The sequence below is a fragment of the Leucobacter holotrichiae genome, assembly GCF_055791005.1.
The window spans coordinates 344,023-359,060 of record NZ_JBVUAC010000001.1 but is presented as its reverse complement, the minus strand read 5'-3'; the positions used below and the strand labels follow the sequence as shown (position 1 = coordinate 359,060).

The following is a 15,038-nucleotide window of genomic DNA, read 5'->3' as shown; positions in this document are numbered from 1 at the left end:
GCTGGAGTGTATGAGCAGCAGCCCCGAGTACTGGATTGGCACGGACATCGTGGCCCGCGACGTGTGGACGACGGTGCCGCTCGACTGGGCCGATCCCGGCGGTGAGCGGATCCGGGTCTACGCCCGAGAGCTCGTCGCGGCGGAGAAGCGCGGCGAGGATCTGCCCCTGCTCGTGCACCTGCAGGGCGGCCCGGGCGGGAAGGGCACGCGCCCGCTCGGTCGCTCGGGCTGGGTCGGAGCGGCGCTGCGCCGCTTCCGGCTCGTGATCCCGGATCAGCGAGGCACCGGTCGCTCGACCCCCGTGATCGGCGACGACTTCGAGGGGCTGCCCGCCGAAGAGTCGGCCCGGCGTCTCTCCCTGCACCGTGCCGACTCGATCGTGCGGGATCTCGAGGCGATTCGCGCCGCGCACTACGAGGGGCGCCAGTGGTGGACCATCGGTCAGAGCTACGGCGGCTTCCTCACGCTGCACTACCTGTCGAGCGCGCCCGAGGCGATCGTCGGGTCTGCGGTGACGGGAGGGCTCTCGGGTCTCGATGCCGACCCCGCCGAGGTATATCGCCGCACCTTTCCGCGCACGCGGGAGAAGAACCGGCTCTTCCGCGAACGGTTGCCGCACCTCGAGGAGCGCGTCGCACGCATCGCCGACCTGCTCGGATCGCAGGACGTGCGGCTGCCGGACGGCGACCGCCTCACGGTGCGCCGCCTGCAGACGCTCGGCTTCGACTTCGGCATGGCCCCCGGCTTCGATCGCGTGCACTGGCTGCTCGACGAGGCCTTCGCCGATGCCGCCGAGACGAGGCTGAGCGAGTCGTTCATCGACGCGGTGGGGGCCGACACCGGGTTCGCCGGCAGGCCGCTCTACGCGGCGCTGCAGGAGGCGATCTACGGCCCGGGCCCCTCCGCCTGGGCCGCGCAGCGCGAGCGGGAGCGGCACCCGGACTTCGCCGAGTCGTCGCGGCCGCTGCAGTTCACGGGGGAGATGGTGTTCCCCTGGATGTTCGAGGAGATCCGGGCGCTGCGCGGGTTCCGGGCCGGCGTCGAGTTGCTGGCCGAGCGGGCGTGGCCGATCGCGCTGTACGACGAGGATCGGCTGGCGTCGAACGAGGTGCCGGTCGAGGCGGCGGTGTACTTCGACGACATGTACGTCGACGCGGATCTCTCGCTCGACACGGCCAAGCGGGTCGGAGGCCTGAACGTCTGGGTCACGAACGAGTACGAGCATGACGGCGTGCACCACGACGGGGTGGCCGAGCGTCTGTTCTCGGCGCTCGAGCACCGCCTCGGAGGCGCGCGAAAGTCAAGAAATCCCTGATCGCAACAAAAATTGCGTTTCTGATGCTTTTGTGTGAGGATTGTTGAGTTCGCGCAAACCTGCGCGCCCAGGCTTCCGCTCCCGCTCGAATAAGCGATGCGCGGCGTCACACCACTCGATTCAAGGAGTCATCATGGCTGTCAAGATCCGTCTCAAGCGCCTCGGCAAGATCCGCGCGCCCTACTACCGCATCGTCGTCGCCGACTCGCGCACCAAGCGCGACGGCCGCGTGATCGAGGAGATCGGCAAGTACCACCCCACCGAGCAGCCCTCGTTCATCGAGGTCGACTCCGACCGTGCGCAGTACTGGCTCAGCGTGGGCGCTCAGCCCACCGAGCAGGTGGCTGCGATCCTCAAGCTCACCGGCGACTGGGGTAAGTTCACCGGCGAGGGCAACACCGAGTCGGTCGTCAAGCCGGTCGAGCCCAAGCCCGTCTTCGAGGCCGACGCGGCCAAGAAGCCCGTGCTGCGCCCCAAGGCCGAGAAGCCCGCTGCTCCCGCTGAGGCTCCGGCCGAGGAGGCCGCGGCCGAGAACGCCGAGGGCTAATTCTCTTGGCTGAGCAGGCGCTGGCCGAGGCGCTCGACCACCTGGTGCGTGGCATCGTCGATCACCCGGAGCGGGTGCGGGTGGATGCGCGCGAGACCCCTCGGGGCGACGTGCTCGAGGTGCGTGTGCACCCGAGCGACCTCGGGCGGGTGATCGGACGCAGCGGTCGCACCGCGTCGTCGCTGCGCACCGTCGTTTCGGCGCTCGCCGAGGGCGGCCGCGTGCGCGTCGACGTGATCGACACCGACCAGGACGACCGCGGCGATGACGCGGTCGAGTCGGAGGGTGCCGCCTGATGGCTGACGCTCACGGGCGTGTGCGAGCTCCCCGTCCCGCAAGCGGGGCGGGGAGTTTGCGTGTCGGACGCCTCACCAAGCCCCACGGCCTCAAGGGCGGCATCAAGCTCGAGCTGTTCACCGACAATCCCGAACTGCGCTTCGTGCCCGGCGCGGTGTTCCATCTGCAGGTCCCCGAGGATTCGCCCTGGTTCGGCCGCACCATCACCATGCGCGAGCTGCGCTGGTTCAACGACTCACCGGTCGGCTTCTTCCAAGAGGTGCCCGATCGAACCGCTGCCGAGAGCATCGTGCGTGCGATCCTCTGGATCGACGAGCAGGCCGTCGCTGCGGGTGAAGAGGAGAACGCCTGGTACGACCACCAGCTGGTCGGTCTCGACGTCGTGCGCGACGACGATGGCGGCTCCGTCAAGCTCGGCACGGTCGCGGAGGTGCAGCACTTCCCGGCTCAGGATCTGCTCGTCGTCAACACCGAGAGCGGCCCGGTGCTCGTGCCGTTCGTCGAGGCGATCGTGCCGCTCGTCGATGTCGAGGCCGGAGTGGTGCGCGTGACGCCGCCCGCCGGTCTCTTCGAAGAGCCCGCTGCGGCGCCGGAGACGGAGGCCGGCGAGGCTGACGCGGGCGGCGCGACGGCATGAGGATCGACGTCGTATCCATCTTCCCCGGCTACTTCGACGCGCTCGAGCTCTCGCTGCTCGGCAAGGCGAAGCAGAGGGGGCTGATCGATGTGCGGGTGCACGACCTGCGGGATGCCGCGCACGACAGGCACCGCACGGTCGACGACACGCCCACGGGCGGCGGCGCCGGCATGGTCATGAAGCCCGAGCCCTGGGGCGAGATGCTCGACGGCATCCTCGCCGAGTCTCCGGAGGAGCCCGCCGAGACCCCGCGATCCGACGCGCAGGGCCCGCTCATCATCTTCCCGTCGCCGGCCGGCGAGGTGTTCACGCAGCGCATGGCGCGCGAACTCGCGCAGGAGCAGCACCTCGTCTTCGGCTGCGGTCGCTACGAGGGCATCGACCAGCGCGTCGTCGACGAGTACGCCGAGCGCGGGCGCGTGCGCCTGGTGAGCATCGGCGATTATGTGCTCAACGGGGGAGAGGTCGCGGCGATCGCGATGATCGAGGCGATCGCGCGACTGCTGCCCGGCGTCGTGGGTAACCCCGAGAGCCTCGTCGAGGAGTCGCACGAGGAGGACGGGCTGCTCGAGTACCCGAGCTACACCAAGCCCGCGGAGTGGCGCGGTCGCGAGGTCCCCTCCGTGCTGCTGAGCGGCAACCACGCGGCGATCGACGCCTGGCGGCGGGAGCAGCGCATCGAGCGCACCCGCCGCGTGCGACCCGAGCTGCTGTCCCGCGAGCTGCGGGGCGAGTCCCGCGGTCGTCACGCGGCCGAGTGACGGGCGAGCACCGCTAGGCTTGAGCCATGCGTGATGTTCTCTCCGCCGTCGTCGGCAAGACGGTGCGGCAGGTGGCCAAGCTTCGCGGCGGGGGCGGTTCCGCGCTGCCCGGCCTGGTCGTTGAAAAGCTCGATCCCGGGTTCATGGGCCGGGTGCTCGGACGCCTGCCCTACGGGGTGATCGCCGTGAGCGGTACCAACGGCAAGACCACCACCACGAAGATGATCGTGGAGATGCTGCAGGCCAGGGGCCTGCGCGTGTTCACGAATAAGACGGGTTCGAACTTCTCGCGGGGTGTGGTCGCCGCGGCGATTCAGGAGTGCTCGCTCGGCGGTCGCCTCGACGCCGACGTCGCGGTGCTCGAGCTCGACGAGGCTCACGCCATGTACTTCATCGACCGGGTGAAGCCGCGATTCACCCTGCTCCTCAATGTGCTGCGGGATCAGCTCGATCGCTTCGGCGAGATCGACACCACCGCAAAGCTGCTGCAGCGCATCGCGGACGCGACGACCGAGGGCCTCGTCGTCAACCGCGAAGATCGCCTGGTCGCCGCGATCGGCGAGCGCACGCGGGATCGGGAGGGATCGGGCGGCGGATCCGGATCCTCGTCCCCGCAGCCGTCCCTCCGCCCCGAGGTGCGCGAGTTCGGCCTCTCCACCGCGCTGCTCAGCACCTTCCCGAGCGACGACGACTTCCACGCGACGCCGTTCGAGGGGGCCGCTGAGGCGGCTCCCGAGCGGCCCGATGCCGACGTGACCCTCGTCGAACTCGGCGACCACGAGGCAGTGTTCAGGATCGAAGGAGAGGACCACCGCACCTCTCTGAAGCTCGAGGGCCTCTACAACACCTTCAACGCGGCGGCCGCCCTCGCCACGGTGCGCCTGGCGCTCGACGCGGGTCCGCTGCCCGGACACGCCGCCCGCCACCGCGACGCCGACACCGATGAGGCGCTCATCGCCGCGCTCGCGGAGGTGCGCCCGGCCTTCGGGCGCGGTGAGCAGTTGCAGCTCGACGGGCAGCCGCTCGAACTCGTACTCGTGAAGAACCCCGCGGGCTTCAGACTGGGGCTCGCCTCGTTCGAGGCCGCGGGCGTCGACGTGATGATCGCGATCAACGATCAGTACGCCGACGGCCGCGACATGTCGTGGCTGTGGGACGTCGATTTCACGTCGCTCGCGGAGGGCGGGGTCGATACGGTGAGCGGCACGCGCGCCTGGGACATGGCGCTGCGCCTGGAGCATGACGACGTGCCGGTGGGGGCCGTGGAGGAGGATCTGGGCCGAGCGCTGGCCTCCTTCCGCGAGCGCACGCTGGTCGAGGGTGCCGCCTCACGCCCGCGGCGCATCTACTGCACCTATACCGCAATGCTCGAGCTGCGCCGCGCGCTGGCCGAGCTGACCGACGTGGAGGACATCTGGTGAGCGCGAACGAGAACCGGGCCGAGCGCGAGCTCGTCATCGTGTCGCTGTACCCGCGCGACATGAACATCTACGGCGACCGCGGCAATGTGCTGTCGCTCGCCAGGCGGGCACGCGCTCAGGGCTACGCGCCCCGGGTCGTCGAGGTGAACCCCGGGGACCCGCTGCCCGAGCGCGTCGATGTCGTCGTGGGCGGCGGCGGTCAGGACTCGGGCCAGGGCCGCGTCGCGAGGGATCTCGCGCTGCGCGCCGACGAGATCCGGGCTCTCGCCGACGCCGGCACCCCGATGCTCATGGTGTGCGGCCTGTACCAGCTCTTCGGGCATCGCTTCGTGACCTACACGGGCGAGGAGCTCGTGGGGATCGGCGTGCTCGACGTCGAGACGCGCGGCGGCGACGTGCGGATGATCGGCAACATCGTGCTCGACTCCGACGAGTTCGGCGAGATCATCGGGTACGAGAACCACAGCGGCAACACGAGACTGGGGTCGGGCTCGCAGCCGCTCGGACGGGTGACCCAGGGGGCGGGCAACAATCCCGACGACGGGGTCGAGGGAGCGCGCACGGGCAACGTCATCGGCACCTATCTGCACGGCTCGCTGCTGCCCAAGAATCCTGCGCTCAGCGACTTCCTCATCGGTGAGGCGGCGCGCCGCCGTTACGGCTCCTTCGAGCCGATCGCCGGGGTGGACGAGACGGTCGAGCGGGCCCGGGCGAGTGCGAAGCGACGACCGCGCTGAAAAAATTTATATGCACGGGAATATAGTTCTGATGCGGCCCGTTGTCGTTCTGTGAGGCCGTCGAGCGGCGGCGCCAACAGCAGAAAGGCAACAACATGAGCATCACCGCAGATCAGATCCCCGGTTACCGCGTCGGTACCTGGAAGGTCGACCCCACGCACTCCGAGGTCGGCTTCTCGATCCGCCACCTCGCGATCAGCAAGGTGAAGGGCAAGTTCGAGCAGTTCGACGCGACCTTCGTGACGGCGGAGAACCCGCTCGACTCCTCCGTCGAGGCCACGGCCGAGGTCGCCTCGATCAACACCAACGAGAAGAACCGCGACGGGCACCTGCGCACGGGCGACTTCTTCGCTGCCGAGGAGTACCCTCAGCTCACCTTCGTGTCCACCGGCGTGCGCGAGGAGAACGGCGAGTTCAAGGTCGACGGCGATCTCACCATGCGTGGCGTCACGAAGCCCGTCACCTTCGACTTCGAGTTCGGCGGCTTCGGTGAGGATGCCTACGGCAACTACAAGGCCGGCTTCACCGCGACCACCGTGGTGAAGCGCGAGGACTTCGGCCTCACCTGGAACGCGCCGCTCGAGAAGGGCGGCCTGCTGCTCGGCTCCGATGTGACCGTCACCCTCGACATCCAGGCAGCTTTCGTTCAGGAGTGAAACGCGCCAGCGTTTCACCACGAAAGCTGCTGCGGCCACTGCCGCAGCTCGAGAAGTAGGTCTCGCCCGCGAAGTGCGGACCCGCCCCTGGCATCGTCGAGGGGCGGGTCCGCTGCGTGCTACTCGAGCTCGCCGACGATCCTGCCCCGCACCCGGCGCAGATCCTCCATGAGCGAGCCGATGAGCACCCAGTGGTCGGGGTGGGGCTGCGGGATCGTGTAGGGCTTCGTGAGCGCCGGCGGTTCGACCGCCTCTGAATCATCTCCGGCGAGCGAGACGAGACGTTCGAGATCGTGCGCGGCGCGGCGCATCTCCTCGGCCATGCCCACGACCGAGGGGTCGGTCACGAGATCGGGCTCGTACAGGTCGTAGACCGCGCGCGACATGCCCCCGATCTGCGTGACGATCGGCTGCAGGCGCTGGAAGAGCGCGTCGTCCTCCGCGAGACCGCGGCGATATCGGCGGCTGCGAGGGTTGAGACGCAGGCTCTCGCGGGCCTGGCGCAGCAGGCCGTGCACCCGGGTGCGCTCGCTCTGCAGCGATCTGGCATCGTGGTGCATCTGCTCGAGCCAGTCGTCGTCGCGCGGCTCGTCGAGGGCGTCGGCGATGCGCCGCAGCGATGCGGCGGCGTCGGCGGTGAGGGAGACGATGGCCTCGTGCACGGGCAGCGTGCGCACGGGGGCCGCGACGAGCGCGTTGATCGCGACGCCGATCAGGGCGCCGATGAGGGTCTCGACGAGGCGCTCCACGCCGTAGTGCAGATCGAGGCCGCCGAGCGCGATCATCAGCAGCGCGCTCACGACGATCTGATTGGCGGCGCTCGGGGTCATTCGCAGCACCCACCCGAGCGCCAGGCCCGCGACGAGGGCCGCGATGAACAGCCAGGAGTGCTGGCCCAGCAGCTCGCCCGTGATGAGGGCGACGGTCACGCCGAGCAGCACGCCGACCACTCGCTCGATGCCCTTGCTCAGCGACTGATCGACGTTGTCCTGCACCACGAGCAGCGCCGCGATCGCCCCGAAGATGGGCAGCTGCTCTGGGAAGACGAGCAGGCAGGTGAACCAGGCGAGCACCATCGCCGCGAGCGTTTTGACGACCTGCACCAGCGGGGTGCGCCGCTCGGCGATGAAGCGGCCTGTCAGCTGCCCGGGTGCTCGGCGCCAGCGCGCGGCGGAGCGCTCGGTCACAGCAGATCCAGTTTGCGGAGCTCTTCGCGCAGCGTCGCCCCGTCCGGGCCGTAGACCCACGGGACGCCGCTCGTGCTGCGGTGCAGACGGGCCTTCGAACGGCCGCCGGCGAGTACGGCCTCGCCCACTGAGAGCTGCCGGATCGCGACCGCCGCGACGCTGCTCGGGTGCTCGGTCGCGAACTCGTGGTACAGCGCCTCATCGTGCTGGCCGTCATCGCCGAAGAGCACCCAGCGGGTATCCGGGAACTCCCGCACGAGCCGCTGCAGCTCGCGGCGCTTGTGTTCCTTGCCGCTGCGGAACCAGCGGTCGTGCGTCGGCCCCCAGTCGGTGAGCAGCAGCGGGCCCATGGGGTAGAGGTTGCGCGCGAGGAAGCGGCTGAGCGCGGGAGCCGCGTTCCAAGCGCCCGTCGACAGGTACAGCACGGGTGCACCGGGATTCGCGGCGACGAGGTGGTCGAGCATGACGTTCATGCCGGGAGTGGCGGATCGCGCGTGCTCGTCGAGCACGAAGCTGTTCCAGGCGGCGACGAACGGGCGTGGCAGGGCGGTGATGAGGATCGTGTCGTCGACGTCGGAGATGACGCCCAGCTTCGCCGCGGGGTCGACCACCGCGACCGGCGCATCCGCCGGTTCGCTGTCACCGGCCTGCAGGGTGATCGTGTGCCAGCCGGGGGTGAGGGAGACGGGCACGATGGCGTCGATCACGCCGCCCCGGTCGGCGGTGATCTCGGTGACGAAGTCGCCGTCGATCGAGACCCGCACCTGCTGATAGGGCACGTTGAGACTCGTGAAGGTGCGCCAGCCGCGCACCCGCGACACCGCCGCGACGTCCGGGCGCAGCCGAGTGTGCTCGCGGCTCTCGGGCTTCAGATAGAGCACCCGCCCGAGCACGCGCACCCAGCTGTCGCCGCCGTAACCGATGTACGGAATCACGGACGGCACCTTGCCTCGGGCGACCGCTCGACGCGAGCGGCGGCTGTGCACCCAGTCCTCGAGGCGCGCCGCGAGGCGAGGACGATTGTCGGGCTGGGCGTTCGGGGTCACGGATCCAGTCTAGGGGTCGGCGCCTCCGCCTCGGTGTGGCGTTCGCGCTCTCTCGACGCCGAGCGAGAACTCACTCGGCGTCGAACAAAAAGTCTTTCGGTGTCGAGTAAAAACTCTTTCGATGTCAAGCCAAACTCGCAGCAAACTCACAGAAAGAGTAGAATTCGAAGTGGCCGGTCGCCGACCGGCAGCTCCGGCGAGAATGACATCTCGTGGCGGAACTCACTAAGGGAGTGCGTGCCTTGGTGAGGCCGCCCTCTTCGTTCAGGAGCGATACATGAACGAATTCTTCGACGCGCTGACGCTCGCCCGCTGGCAGTTCGGGCTCACGACGCTGTACCACTTCATATTCGTGCCGCTCACGATCGGCTTGAGCCTGCTGGTCGCGATCCTGCAGACCGTCTGGGTGCGCACCGGCAAGATCAAGTACCTTCGGCTGACGCGCCTGTTCGGCAAGATATTCCTCATCAACTTTGCGATGGGGGTGGTCACCGGCATCGTGCAGGAGTTCCAGTTCGGGATGAACTGGTCGAACTACTCGCGGTTCGTGGGCGATATCTTCGGGGCGCCGCTCGCAATGGAGGGCCTCATCGCCTTCTTCTTCGAGGCGACCTTCATCGGCCTCTGGATCTTCGGCTGGGACAAGCTGCCGAAGAAGATCCACGTGCTCACCATCTGGTTTGTCTGGATCGGCACGGTGCTCTCGGCCTACTTCATCCTCGCGGCCAACGCCTTCATGCAGAACCCCGTGGGCTTCGAGATCAACGAGGAGCGCGGGCGCGCCGAGCTCGACAGCATCGGCTCCGTGCTGCTGAACCCCGTCGCGCTCACCCAGTTCCCGCACACGCTGTTCGCGTCGATCATGTTCGCGGGCGTGGTGATGGTCGCCGTCGCGGCCTGGCACCTGCAGCGGGGCCAGTTCGTCGACGAGATGCGCACGACGCTGCGCTTCGGCGCGTGGACCAACATCCTGGCCTTCCTCGGCGTCGGCCTCACCGGCCACGAGCTCGGCATGGTGATGACGCAGACGCAGCCGATGAAGATGGCCGCGGCCGAGGCGCTCTACAACAACGCGAGCGGCGCCGACGCCTCATTCTCCATCTTCAGCTGGGGCACCCCGGACGGGGCGCACGAGATCTTCTCGATCCGCATTCCCTATCTGCTGTCCTTCCTCTCGAACGGCACATTCGACGGCACCGTCGAGGGGATCCGGGATCTGCAGGCCGAGTATGAGACGGCCTTCTGCGGCGCGGATTCGGCGCTCACCTGCCCCAGCGACGGCAGCTTCGTGCCGATCGTGTGGGTCACCTACTGGGCCTTCCGCTGGATGATCGGCCTCGGCGCCTTCGCCGCGCTGGTCTCGGCCGTGGGCCTCTGGATCACCCGCAAGAACGTGGAACTGCCGAACTGGGTCTGGAAGGTCGCGATCTGGACCGCGCCGGTGCCGATGCTCGCCTCGCTCATCGGCTGGATCTTCACCGAGATGGGCCGCCAGCCCTGGATCGTGTTCGGGGTGATGACCACGGAGCAGGCCGTCTCGCCCGGTGTGCCGGGATGGGCCGTGCTCGTGTCGCTCATCGTCTTCACGCTCGTGTACGGCGGGCTCGCGGTGCTCGAGTTCAAACTGATCACCCGAGCGGCGAAGGAGGGGCCGCCCGAAATCGAGATGAGCAGCGATGCCGGCGGCGACGAGGGCGAGCCCGACCAGCAGAAGCTGGCGACGGTCTACTGAGAGAAGGAACGGAAACATGGAACTCACCACACTCTGGTTCCTCATCGTCGGGGTGCTGCTCATCGGCTACTTCGTGCTCGACGGCTTCGACTACGGCGTCGGCATGTCGCTGCCCTTCCTCGGACGAGACGATACCGACCGCCGGCTCATCATCAACACGATCGGCCCGGTCTGGGATCTCAACGAGACGTGGCTCATCGTGGCGGGAGCCGCGCTCTTCGCCGCGTTCCCCGAGTGGTACGCGACGATGTTCTCGGGCTTCTACCTCGCCCTGCTGTTGATCCTCGTCGCGCTCATCCTGCGCGGCGTCTCGTTCGAGTACCGGCACCAGGGCAAGGGGCGGCAGTGGACGCGCTGGTTCGACCAGTTCATCTTCTGGGGCTCGGTGCTGCCCCCGCTGCTGTGGGGCGTCGCGTTCGCGAACCTCGTGCAGGGGCTGCCGATCTCGCTGCTCCCGCAGGGCGGTTGGATCTACGAGGGCACGCTGCTCACGCTGCTCAACCCCTACGGTCTGCTGGGCGGCATCGTGATGCTGCTGATCTGCTTCACGCACGGTCTCGTCTTCATCTCGCTGAAGACGCTCGGGGATATGCGCGAGCGGGCCCGGAAGCTCGCGACGAAGGTCGGGATCGCGGCGATCGTCGCCGGCGCCGTGTTCCTGCTCTGGACGATCGTCATGCATCTCGATCACGAGATGCTGTGGCTGATCGTGATCTGGGCGGCGGTCGCCGCGGTCGGCCTGATCGGCGGGTTCGTCGCGAACCTCGTCGGCCGCGAGGGCTGGGCCTTCACTGGCAATGCCGTCGCGATCACCTTCGCGCTGCTCACCATCTTCATGGCGCTCTTCCCGTACCTCATGTACTCGACGATCGATCCAGCGTTCTCGATGTCGATCGAGGGGGCCGCGAGCTCGCAGAAGACGCTCGAGCTCATGACCTGGGTGGCGGGCTTCACGCTGCCGCTGGTGCTCGCGTACCAGGCGTGGACCTACTGGATCTTCCGCAAGCGCCTCACCCGCGAGGCGATCCCCGCCGGCGCCCACTGAGCGGCGGGTCCGTGCCCGGTGACGATGCGATGCGCCGCACCGGGCACGGATCCGCCCACCCTCTAGGATTGATCCGATGAAACCACTCGACCCGAGGCTGCTCCGTCACGCGCGTGCCGCCCGCGGCGTACTCCTGGTCGGGGCGGTGCTGGGGATCGTGCGCACGATCGCGATCCTGGCCTGGAGCTGGCTGCTCGCGCAGGCGCTCGCGGTCGTGGTGCTGCCTGCGCTCGGGGGCCTCGGCGGCGGGGCCGGTCGCGTCGCGGAGGGGGCGCTGCCCGCGGAACAGCTGCCGTCGCTGCTGCTCGGCGCGCTGCTCTCGCTGTGCGTGCGCTCCGCGGCTTCGTGGGGCATGGACGCCGTCGCCGCGCGCGGAGCGGTACAGGTGAAGGAGCAGCTGCGCGGCGCGTCCCTCGACGCCCTCGACGCCGGGTCGCCGCTCCGGGAGGGCAGTGCGTCCGACGCCGAGCAGGCCACCGTGCTGGGGCGCGGCCTCGACGCCCTCGACGGCTACTTCTCGGGCTATCTGCCCCAGCTCATCCTCACCGCGGTCGCCACGCCGCTGCTCGTGCTCGCGGTGCTGCTCGCCGACCCCGTCAGCGGGATCACGGTGCTGATCGTGTTCCCGGTGATCCCGGTCTTCATGATCCTCATCGGGCTCGCGACGCAGGCCGTGCAGGACCGCCAGTGGGCTCAGCTGCAGCGGCTCTCCAGCTCCTTCCTCGACGCCGTCTCGGGCCTCTCGACACTCAAGATCTTCGGCCGCGAGCGCCGCCAGTCCGCCCGCATCGCGCGCGAGACCGAGGAGTACCGATCGCGCACCATGAAGGTACTGCGGGTCACGTTCCTCTCGGGGTTCGTGCTCGACCTCGCGGGCACGTTCTCGATCGCGCTGGTCGCGGTGACCGTCGGCACGCGGCTCGTCGACGGCGCCTTCCCGCTCGCCCTCGGTCTGTTCGTGCTGCTCCTGCTGCCCGAGGTATTCATCCCGATCCGACAGGTCGGCGCCGCCTTCCACGCCTCGACCGAGGGGCTCGCGGCATCCGGGCAGGTGTTCGAACTGATCGAGCGCGAGCGCGAGTCGTCCGGCGCGCCCGGCCGCGTGGAGCGCGCGGACCGAGTCGTGCTCGACGGGGCGGTGCTCGTTCGCGGTGGCCGGGCCGTCGTCGGACCGGTCTCGCTGACCGTGGAACCGGGGGAGATGGTCGGGATCGCCGGCCCGTCGGGCGCGGGCAAGTCATCGCTGCTCGCCGCGCTGCTCGGCTTCATCGCACCTTCGGAGGGCCGGATCGCGCGCCCCGCGGAGATCGCCTGGAGCGGCCAGCGACCCGGTCTGCTGCAGGGCTCCGTGGCTCAGAACATCGCGCTCGGCGAGGCCGCCGCCGATCCTCGGCTCGTGCGGCGGGCTCTCGCCGCGGTGGGCCTCCCCGAGATCGACCCCGAGACGATGCTCGGCGCCGGAGGAGCTGGTCTCTCGGGCGGTCAGGCCCAACGCGTCGGGATCGCCCGCTGCCTCTACCGGACATGGCGACACGATGCCGCCGCGCTGCTGCTCGACGAGCCGACCTCCGCGCTCGACGCCGAGAGCGAGGCGTTCGTGTGCCGAGCCCTGCGCGTCGAGGCGGAGGCGGGTCGCGCCGTGCTCGTGGTCAGCCACCGGCCGGCCGTGCTCAGCGCCGTGGACCGGGTCGTGCGAGTCGAGGCCGGGGTGCTGTCATGAGCCGCGCGTCCGTAATCGCCCGGGCGATGCCGTCCGCGCGGCGGCGCGCCCCGGGCACGCTGCTGGGTGTGCTCGCCGACGCGTGCGTGGTCGGCCTCCTGGGGCTCAGCATGTGGCTGATCGTGCGCTCGGGGGAGCAGCCGCCGATCCTGCACCTCACATTCGCCGTGGTCGGCGTGCGCGCCCTCGCCATCGGCCGCGCGGCGTTCCGGTACACGGAGCGGCTCTTCAGCCACGATGCCGCCCTCGCCCAGCTCGCCACGCTGCGGTCGCAGACGTTCGAGGCGCTCGTGCCGCGGGTGCCCGGGGCAATCGAGTCCCATCGCCGCGGCGAGGTGCTCGCGGCGTTCGTCGACGACGTCGACCAGCTGCAGGACGAGCCGCTGCGCGTGCGCCAACCCCTCATCGTGAGCGGTGTCGTCGTGCTGCTGAGCCTGCTCGTCATCGCGCTCGTGTCACCCCTCGCCGCTCTGATCCTCGCGGGTGCGCTGCTCGTCTCGGGGACCTTGGCCGCCTTCCTCGCCGAGCGCTTCGCCGGCGCCGAGGACCGTGAGCTCAGCGCCGCGCGGGCCGGGCTGACCGACGCGCTGCTCGAGCGCTTCGCCTCGGCCGAGGTGCTGGCGGCCTTCGGCGCCACCGGCATGCAGCGGCAGCGGATCGCGGATGCGGAAGCCCGGCTGTCGCGGGTGCAGCTGCGCCGTGCGCGCGCCGCGGGACTGACCGGGGGATTGCTGTCGCTCGGCGCGGGCATCGCCTCGCTGCTGACGCTCCTCGCGCTGATGCCCGGGCTCGGGCACGGCATCGGGCCCGGCGGCGGTGCGGGCGGCGGGGTGCTCAGCGCGCCCCTCCTCGCGGCGGTGGTCGTGGTGCCCGCCGCGGTCTTCGAGGTGTTCGCGCAGGTGCCGACGGCGCTCGCGGCGCGGCGGGCGGTGCGGTCGAGCGCGGATCGCGTGGCGCTGCTCACCGAGGCCGCTCTGCCGCCCGAGATCCCCATCGACGCCGTATCGGCTCCCGAATCTGTCGACGAGGATCCGCGTCGACCCGGCCCGCTCATCTCGGTGCGCGACCTCGCGGTCCGACACCCGGGTGCCGAGATCGACGCGGTCGCGGGTATCGCCTTCGACCTGGACGCCGGGCAGACCCTCGTGGTGACCGGTGAGAGCGGGGCTGGCAAGAGCACGCTCGCGCTGGCGCTCGTGCGCTTCCTCGAGTACCGGGGCTCGTACCGGCTGCGGGGGATCGAAGCCCGGAATCTGCCGATCGCGCAGGTGCGGCGCGTCGTCGGCCTCTGCGAGCAGACGCCGCACCTCTTCGACGCCGACCTGCGTCAGAACCTCAAGTTCGCGCGCGACACGGCGAGCGACGACGACCTCATGGCGGCGCTCGACCAGGTCGGGCTCGGCGCGTGGGCACGGGCTCGCGGCGGGCTCGACGCGGCTGTGGGGGAGCACGGCGCGCTCGTCTCGGGCGGTCAAGCCCAGCGCATCGCGCTGGCGCGGGCCATCCTCGCCGACTTCCCGGTCGTCGTGCTCGACGAACCCACCGCCGGGGTCGACCGCGAACTCGCCGATCGGCTGCTCACCGACCTCGTCGGAGCGGTGCCCTCGGACCGCGCGGTGATCCTGATCACCCACACCGAGCTGCCCGCCGGAATCGACGCCCGCCGGCTCGCGCTGCCGCGGAGGTGAGCTCGCGCGGAGGCGCGGTCACTCAGGAGGCGGCGTCTTCCTGGGCCGGCCCCGGCGCGGCATCGGCTTCGCCCCCGGATCTCGGCCGGCCTCCGAGAGCGCCCGCCGCAGCAGCACCTCGATCTGCGCGTTCACCGAGCGCAGATCGTCCGCGGCCCACTTCGCGACGGCCGCGTGCACCGCGGGGTCGAGCCGCAGCAGCAGTTGCTTCCTGCTGCGGCTCGATCCCGGCTCGTTCTCGTGCGGCAT

At 69.8% G+C, this 15,038-nt stretch carries 15 protein-coding genes; 12 read left to right on the top strand and 3 right to left on the bottom strand.

Annotated features, from left to right (window positions below):
- The first annotated feature begins 10 nt into the window (after nt 1–10).
- The 8 genes from AC0KXF_RS01685 (at nt 11) to AC0KXF_RS01650 (ending at nt 6,371) form a co-directional block, all read left to right on the top strand.
- Nucleotides 11–1,315: an alpha/beta fold hydrolase gene (locus AC0KXF_RS01685; RefSeq protein ID WP_473107546.1), complete on the top strand. Its 1,305-nt coding sequence runs from the start codon at nt 11–13 to the stop codon at nt 1,313–1,315.
- 133 nt (nt 1,316–1,448) lie between these two features.
- Nucleotides 1,449–1,862: a 30S ribosomal protein S16 gene (gene rpsP / locus AC0KXF_RS01680; protein WP_223044116.1), complete on the top strand. Its 414-nt coding sequence runs from the start codon at nt 1,449–1,451 to the stop codon at nt 1,860–1,862.
- Nucleotides 1,863–1,867: 5 nt separating this feature from the next.
- On the top strand, nt 1,868–2,158 hold the full coding sequence (locus AC0KXF_RS01675) for an RNA-binding protein (RefSeq protein ID WP_473107545.1): 291 nt from the start codon (nt 1,868–1,870) through the stop codon (nt 2,156–2,158).
- On the top strand, nt 2,158–2,796 hold the full coding sequence (rimM, locus tag AC0KXF_RS01670) for a ribosome maturation factor RimM (protein WP_473107544.1): 639 nt from the start codon (nt 2,158–2,160) through the stop codon (nt 2,794–2,796). The genes AC0KXF_RS01675 and rimM overlap by 1 nt, the downstream gene beginning before the upstream one ends.
- Nucleotides 2,793–3,557, top strand: coding sequence for a tRNA (guanosine(37)-N1)-methyltransferase TrmD (gene trmD / locus AC0KXF_RS01665; protein ID WP_473107543.1), 765 nt, complete (start codon nt 2,793–2,795; stop codon nt 3,555–3,557). Before rimM ends, trmD begins: the two co-directional genes overlap by 4 nt.
- Before the next feature lie 26 nt (nt 3,558–3,583).
- The gene (locus AC0KXF_RS01660) at nt 3,584–4,978 is read left to right on the top strand and encodes a DUF1727 domain-containing protein (RefSeq protein WP_473107542.1); all 1,395 of its coding nucleotides are present in this window, start codon (nt 3,584–3,586) and stop codon (nt 4,976–4,978) included.
- Nucleotides 4,975–5,715: a type 1 glutamine amidotransferase gene (locus AC0KXF_RS01655; protein WP_473107541.1), complete on the top strand. Its 741-nt coding sequence runs from the start codon at nt 4,975–4,977 to the stop codon at nt 5,713–5,715. The genes AC0KXF_RS01660 and AC0KXF_RS01655 overlap by 4 nt, the downstream gene beginning before the upstream one ends.
- 95 nt (nt 5,716–5,810) lie before the next feature.
- Nucleotides 5,811–6,371: a YceI family protein gene (locus AC0KXF_RS01650; RefSeq protein WP_473107540.1), complete on the top strand. Its 561-nt coding sequence runs from the start codon at nt 5,811–5,813 to the stop codon at nt 6,369–6,371.
- Nucleotides 6,372–6,490: 119 nt separating this feature from the next.
- Here the strand turns inward: AC0KXF_RS01650 and AC0KXF_RS01645 are convergent, their stop codons facing one another.
- Together AC0KXF_RS01645 and AC0KXF_RS01640 are read right to left on the bottom strand one after the other, a co-directional pair.
- Complete coding sequence (locus AC0KXF_RS01645; RefSeq protein ID WP_473107539.1) at nt 6,491–7,558, bottom strand: FUSC family protein; 1,068 nt, start codon at nt 7,556–7,558, stop codon at nt 6,491–6,493.
- Nucleotides 7,555–8,604: an App1 family protein gene (locus AC0KXF_RS01640; RefSeq protein ID WP_473107538.1), complete on the bottom strand. Its 1,050-nt coding sequence runs from the start codon at nt 8,602–8,604 to the stop codon at nt 7,555–7,557. Before AC0KXF_RS01640 ends, AC0KXF_RS01645 begins: the two co-directional genes overlap by 4 nt.
- Nucleotides 8,605–8,881: 277 nt before the next feature.
- Between AC0KXF_RS01640 and AC0KXF_RS01635 the strand changes: the two genes are divergently transcribed.
- The 4 genes from AC0KXF_RS01635 (at nt 8,882) to cydC (ending at nt 14,789) form a co-directional block, all read left to right on the top strand.
- On the top strand, nt 8,882–10,336 hold the full coding sequence (locus AC0KXF_RS01635; RefSeq protein ID WP_473107537.1) for a cytochrome ubiquinol oxidase subunit I: 1,455 nt from the start codon (nt 8,882–8,884) through the stop codon (nt 10,334–10,336).
- Between the two features lie 16 nt (nt 10,337–10,352).
- Nucleotides 10,353–11,381 (top strand): cytochrome d ubiquinol oxidase subunit II, encoded by a 1,029-nt coding sequence (gene cydB, locus AC0KXF_RS01630; RefSeq protein ID WP_473107536.1) that lies wholly within the window; start codon nt 10,353–10,355, stop codon nt 11,379–11,381.
- 76 nt (nt 11,382–11,457) lie between these two features.
- Nucleotides 11,458–13,101: a thiol reductant ABC exporter subunit CydD gene (gene cydD / locus AC0KXF_RS01625; protein WP_473107535.1), complete on the top strand. Its 1,644-nt coding sequence runs from the start codon at nt 11,458–11,460 to the stop codon at nt 13,099–13,101.
- Entirely contained in the window at nt 13,098–14,789 is a 1,692-nt protein-coding gene (gene cydC / locus AC0KXF_RS01620; RefSeq protein WP_473107534.1) for a thiol reductant ABC exporter subunit CydC, read from the top strand. The genes cydD and cydC overlap by 4 nt, the downstream gene beginning before the upstream one ends.
- Before the next feature lie 18 nt (nt 14,790–14,807).
- Here the strand turns inward: cydC and AC0KXF_RS01615 are convergent, their stop codons facing one another.
- Nucleotides 14,808–15,038 (bottom strand): type II toxin-antitoxin system antitoxin, encoded by a 231-nt coding sequence (locus AC0KXF_RS01615; RefSeq protein WP_473107533.1) that lies wholly within the window; start codon nt 15,036–15,038, stop codon nt 14,808–14,810.

Coding starts and splice junctions, on each gene's coding strand:
- AC0KXF_RS01685 (WP_473107546.1), top strand. CDS start 11: ATGAGCAGCAGCCCCGAGTACTGGATTGGCACGGACATCGTGGCCCGC.
- rpsP (WP_223044116.1), top strand. CDS start 1,449: ATGGCTGTCAAGATCCGTCTCAAGCGCCTCGGCAAGATCCGCGCGCCC.
- rimM (WP_473107544.1), top strand. CDS start 2,158: ATGGCTGACGCTCACGGGCGTGTGCGAGCTCCCCGTCCCGCAAGCGGG.
- trmD (WP_473107543.1), top strand. CDS start 2,793: ATGAGGATCGACGTCGTATCCATCTTCCCCGGCTACTTCGACGCGCTC.
- AC0KXF_RS01660 (WP_473107542.1), top strand. CDS start 3,584: ATGCGTGATGTTCTCTCCGCCGTCGTCGGCAAGACGGTGCGGCAGGTG.
- AC0KXF_RS01650 (WP_473107540.1), top strand. CDS start 5,811: ATGAGCATCACCGCAGATCAGATCCCCGGTTACCGCGTCGGTACCTGG.
- AC0KXF_RS01635 (WP_473107537.1), top strand. CDS start 8,882: ATGAACGAATTCTTCGACGCGCTGACGCTCGCCCGCTGGCAGTTCGGG.
- cydB (WP_473107536.1), top strand. CDS start 10,353: ATGGAACTCACCACACTCTGGTTCCTCATCGTCGGGGTGCTGCTCATC.
- cydD (WP_473107535.1), top strand. CDS start 11,458: ATGAAACCACTCGACCCGAGGCTGCTCCGTCACGCGCGTGCCGCCCGC.
- cydC (WP_473107534.1), top strand. CDS start 13,098: ATGAGCCGCGCGTCCGTAATCGCCCGGGCGATGCCGTCCGCGCGGCGG.
- AC0KXF_RS01615 (WP_473107533.1), bottom strand. CDS start 15,038: ATGCCGCACGAGAACGAGCCGGGATCGAGCCGCAGCAGGAAGCAACTG.